Consider the following 5,010-nt stretch of genomic DNA (forward strand, 5'->3'; position numbering starts at 1 on the left):
ATATCGTTCACCTAGGCTTAGATGTGTATAGTTCATGGTTGCAATCTCACTTTGGTCGGTGGATAAAGACTTTGATGCTAGCGCATCTAGGTCTTTTTTTCACCTCGCATTTGGTATTGCACTTCATGTGTTAATCTAAGTTTTAAAAGCTCTAATCAAAGTTGCTTGGCTTTCTGAACTTGTAAACAAGTATAGCAACAATTAGCATTTCATCTGTTGAGGATGTAGACGTGCTTTGTGAGTTTATGCTAACCAAGCTTGCACTAATCTCTCAAAAACCCACGTAAACCCCTGATTTTAAATAATTATTTCAAAATGTTTCATAACTAGCTTTGTTTCCCCATTATTACATAATTTGTTACAATTGCAGAATACTTTAATTGAGAAGTAGCTAACTCTTATTATTTTATTCTACAAGATGACGATTTATTTAACAACGCTATTATTAAATACAACTAACACAACCAATCCATAGGTTATATCTTACTAAATAATAAATTCATAAAATAACGCCTACTTACAATAACCTACCTGTAAATCGCCTCAAACCTTTATACCATGCTGATAAATAACTAAAAATTCAAAATATTCATAAGTAAAACTACCCACGAAAAATATATATAAATAAAATGAGAGAAGTTATGGAAGAGTCAGGCTTGATGATCGGGCATTTTGAACCACTGCATCTAGGGCAGATGCGCAGTATATTGGACGCAGCAGGACAAGCAAAAACACTCAATATCGTCATTATGGCACACCCTGCTCCGCACCCAGATTTCAACATCACCTTGCAAGATAAAGCGCGTTGGCTACAGATGGCATGTGCCGATTTACCTTTTATCCATATTCATATCACTGATGAGATTGAGCTACCGTTGCATGAGGACTTTAATGAAGTAACAATTGATATCCCAGCCAGCAATGCCAAATTACAACGTTTGATGGAAGCGCTAAAACTGCCAGCTGAGACGGTATTGTTTGTCGCAGAAAACCACCCATTAGCGGACAGTACTATCCAAGAACAGCTACTACTGCCAGTCGTCACTACCCCGCTACAGACTGAGTTTGATTCTTATGCTATTGCCCGTAACCCAGTAGTGCATTGGCCGGCAATCCACCCACATGCACGTCCTGATTACACTAAAACAGTGGCTATTGTAGGTGGCGAAAGCTCAGGGAAGACAACTCTAGTACATAAACTTGCCAACTATTATGGTGCCAGCTTTGCACTTGAAATGGGAAGACTATATGTCGGCACAGACTTGGGCGGTAGTGAGATTGGGCTACAATATAGTGATTACGGACCCATTGCCCTGAATCATGCTCAGGCTATTCGCGATGCCAAGGCCAAAGCAACCGCGCCTGTTACTATCGTTGATACCGACTTTGTGACCACACAAGCATTCTGTGAAGAGTACGAAGGGCTGACCCATCCCTTCGTCACGGCCTGTATCGATGAGTTTCGTCTCGACCATACAATTATGCTGGACAATAATACACCGTGGGTTGCCGATGGTATGCGCTCATTAGGCACGCCTGAGGCACGTGGGCGGTTTGAGCAACGGTTATTAGATATCTTTACTCAACACAATATTGAACCACATATGGTTGATAAACCTGACTACGATGCGCGCTATCAGCAAGCACTGTTATTTATCGACCAAGCTATTTATGGCAAAAAACCGTAAAGTAATTAGGGCGTGTCCTCAATAAACTCAATAATAATAAATTTATAATAACGCTATTTTTAATAGTAATTTTATAACAATAAACTTTTATCAGTATGTTTTTAATGACGTTTTTTGATGAGCAGAGCGTTGTTATTGATATGCGTTTTTAGGGAAAAAAACAATGCGTATTCAGCTATTGGACAATATCACTGGAAAATGGGCGATGCAATGGATTATTACTTGGTTCATTTGTGGGGTGATTGCGTTGTCTGCAGGCTTTTGGCTAACCACAGAGCATACCACTCTCGATTGGTTTTATTTGGCGGTATCCTTTATTGGCCTGATTTGTGTGGTGTCACTGTCATTCCGCAAAAACGTCATGGGTAATGGCTTTGGCATGGGCGCAACCGCTGGTGAAGTCGTGGTACAGGCAACATCTGGCGCAGTTGGTTTGATGCTAGCGCCACTTTTTAACTTTTTTACCCATGTTTACGGTATTTTTTATTGGTCAAAACACACTGACCTTGACGGTGATATGGTACCCAAATCTGCCAGCAAAGCCGTTTGGTTGATTACAGCAGCGTTTATTGTGATTGGTCTCGCCCTCTTTCCAGTGGTGAATGATTTACTAGCAAGCTACGGCTATGCGGTGGTTGAAGACGACAACAGTAAGTTTTTAGGGTTGATCTCTTTCTTTTGGATCAACGTCATCGCGTTTGTGCTTTCTATCACCGCACAAGCGGCAATGATTCTACGTTATTCATTTAACTGGTGGTTATGGATTATCGTCAACTTCGTCTGGCTGATCGTCAACCTCATGTCTGGCAACTATATCTTTGCTATTCAAACCATGATTTATCAAGTGAACTCTTTTATCGGTCTTTACGAATGGCATCGCAGCGAGCAAGATGCTATGAAATTGCCAACACCCACGCGATAATGAATGACGACGACAACTCGTGTTACAGCTGAAAAATAATGCATATAAGAGTGAAAGGATAAGAAGGCTTGACTGTGCGGTTTACCAGATAAAATGGCAGGTTACATAAATTAGTGCTACAACTAGTAGTAAGTAGTTCTAATTAACTATTGTATTTAACTACTATTATTAGTTAGTCAGTCAGTCATTCATTCATTTGCTAACAAGGAGGTTAGTATGTCTCGTACTCAGCAAAAGCATCTGTCTAAACGCACGCTTGAGCAATGGCTCAGCGAATACTCTGTCAGTCACCAAAACCTAGTCAATAAAAAAATCCATTGGCTATGCGTTCCTACCATTTTTGTCAGTCTATTAGGTATGGGGATGTCGCTGTCGGTTTGGTTTACCTTGGTGCTTAGCGCATTGGTACTATTGTTTTATATGCGCTTATCAACGCCGCTGTTTTTAGCAATGGGTATGTTTATCCTTATTTGCCTTTCAGTGATGGCATTATTGCCTTGGGGCTTTAAAATTTGGGCGGCTGTCTTTGTGGTTGCTTGGATTGGACAGTTTGTCGGTCATAAAATCGAAGGTAAAAAGCCTTCTTTCTTTGAAGATTTACAATTCTTATTAATCGGTCCAGCATGGGTGGCAAACAGCCTTATGGGACATAAAAACAGCTAAAGTATGATACGCCCTAGCTCTGCCATTAACACGTCACTATTTAAAATAGACAAAAAAGCGCTACTTAATACTTGATTAAATAGCGCTTTTTTTGTTAATTGCATATCGTTAATTATATAGTGCTGATTTTTTAGAAAAATAATCTATTTTCCGATAGTGCTATTTTCTATTGATTTAGCGTTTGCACACCACCGCCATTAACGAAGATAGTTTGTCCACTTACCCATTCCGATATTGGTGAAGCAAAGTATAGCATCGCACCAGCAATGTCATCGGCCTCGCCTAAACGATTGATTGGCGTATGTGAGAGCATTTTCTTTTCAATCTCTGGTGTCAGTACTGTTTTTAGCGCGTCAGTACGAGTAGCTCCTGGGCCTACTGCATTAATACGTACTTCAGGACCAAAATCATGCGCTAAGTCTGCAACTATGTGATTAACGGCCGCTTTTGAACCTCCATAACCACTCATGTTTGGCTCTTTATCAATACTTGACATAGAAGTGGTAAATACAATTGAACCATAGCCTGATTCTTTCATGTGCGGTACACATAACTGACATAGACGCCAACCACTAAAAACATTGAGCTCAAAATCACGACGGATATCATCGACTGAAATTTTGAATGGGTTCTCTTTACCGCCGCCACCGCCACCAGCGTTATTAATTAGAATGTTAATACTACCCAATTCAGCCACTACTTTTTCTACCATGGCGACCAAATCTTCATCTTTTAAGATATTACATTCGACGGCCAAACCTTTTACGCCATACGCTTCAATATCTTTTACCGCCGCTTTGGCGTCTTCCAATTTCAGATCAGCGATAGCGATGTTTGCCCCAGCTTGTGCCAAGCGTAATGCCGTTGCTTTACCAATCCCGTTTGCACCGCCGGTAACAATGGCAGTTTTTCCAGAGAGGTCAAATAATTCGTTAAATTCTTTATGTTTAAACTCTTGCATCTTGAATCCTTATAATAATTATTAATTAATAAGCTTATTGATTTGTTAGTGGTTAATTCCTCAGTAAGGCTCATTTGTTGTCTATAATTTAAAATGACACCCATTATGTCTAAATACTTAATAAGTATGCACGGTTAAAATCAAATGAATGTGTCAAATCATCCATATTTTGTAACGCTGGTTTGAGCTAATTTTATTAAACTTTAGGCATAAAAAAAGCCCCACAATGAAGTGAGGCTTTAGTGCTTTTTCAAGCCATATTTGGAGCGGGAAAAGAGATTCGAACTCTCGACCCCAACCTTGGCAAGGTTATGCTCTACCACTGAGCTATTCCCGCTTAAATCAATTCGTAAGTTTTAACTACTACGTCTCGATAGGCTGGCTATTTTAGCAAATATTCTGTGCGTGTCAATAGCTTTTTTTAATTTCCTAAAAAACATTACTACCTTTTGCCTTGTATTCAGAAAAAAACTCCGCTAGTTGCTTGATTTTATGGTTTATTCTAACAATCTAGCCAGCAGAAATTATTTTAAACAAATAACCTATTTTTATACTTCTTGCCCTATTCCCTTTTATTAGAGAGGTGAATCTCTGTTAAGTCTTAGCTTTCTATAGCTGATAGCAGCTCATAGGCCGTTCTAAATAAAACCGATACACTGATCGATACACTGGTAACCACGTGCTACTGTTATCGGTTTTGAAGCAAATCAACTATATAGAAACCCCACTCTCAACATCGAAAGTGATTGAAAAAAGAAGAGCATCTCACTAATCTA

4 protein-coding genes and 1 tRNA gene are annotated in these 5,010 nt (G+C 39.4%); 3 read left to right on the plus strand and 2 right to left on the minus strand.

The features are described from left to right. The first annotated feature begins 641 nt into the window (after positions 1-641). The 3 genes from nadR to EI161_RS13290 all read left to right on the plus strand — a co-directional run bounded on the left by nadR (position 642) and on the right by EI161_RS13290 (position 3,273). A complete protein-coding gene (gene nadR, locus EI161_RS13280; RefSeq protein ID WP_192529771.1) occupies positions 642-1,688 on the plus strand; it encodes a multifunctional transcriptional regulator/nicotinamide-nucleotide adenylyltransferase/ribosylnicotinamide kinase NadR in 1,047 nt (348 codons plus the stop codon). Between the two features lie 163 nt (positions 1,689-1,851). Then, positions 1,852-2,610, plus strand: coding sequence for a nicotinamide riboside transporter PnuC (gene pnuC / locus EI161_RS13285; RefSeq protein WP_192524903.1), 759 nt, complete (start codon positions 1,852-1,854; stop codon positions 2,608-2,610). Positions 2,611-2,826: 216 nt separating this feature from the next. Next, positions 2,827-3,273 (plus strand): DUF962 domain-containing protein, encoded by a 447-nt coding sequence (locus EI161_RS13290; RefSeq protein WP_192524976.1) that lies wholly within the window; start codon positions 2,827-2,829, stop codon positions 3,271-3,273. Between the two features lie 166 nt (positions 3,274-3,439). Here EI161_RS13290 and EI161_RS13295 read toward each other — a convergent pair whose 3' ends face one another. Next, the gene (locus EI161_RS13295; RefSeq protein ID WP_192524920.1) at positions 3,440-4,234 is read right to left on the minus strand and encodes a glucose 1-dehydrogenase; all 795 of its coding nucleotides are present in this window, start codon (positions 4,232-4,234) and stop codon (positions 3,440-3,442) included. Between the two features lie 262 nt (positions 4,235-4,496). Next, a tRNA-Gly gene (locus EI161_RS13300) sits at positions 4,497-4,571 on the minus strand. Between the last annotated feature and the right edge of the window lie 439 nt (positions 4,572-5,010).

Origin of the sequence: Psychrobacter sp. FME5 (assembly GCF_014861375.1) — a bacterium.
Classification (GTDB): Bacteria; Pseudomonadota; Gammaproteobacteria; order Pseudomonadales; family Moraxellaceae; genus Psychrobacter.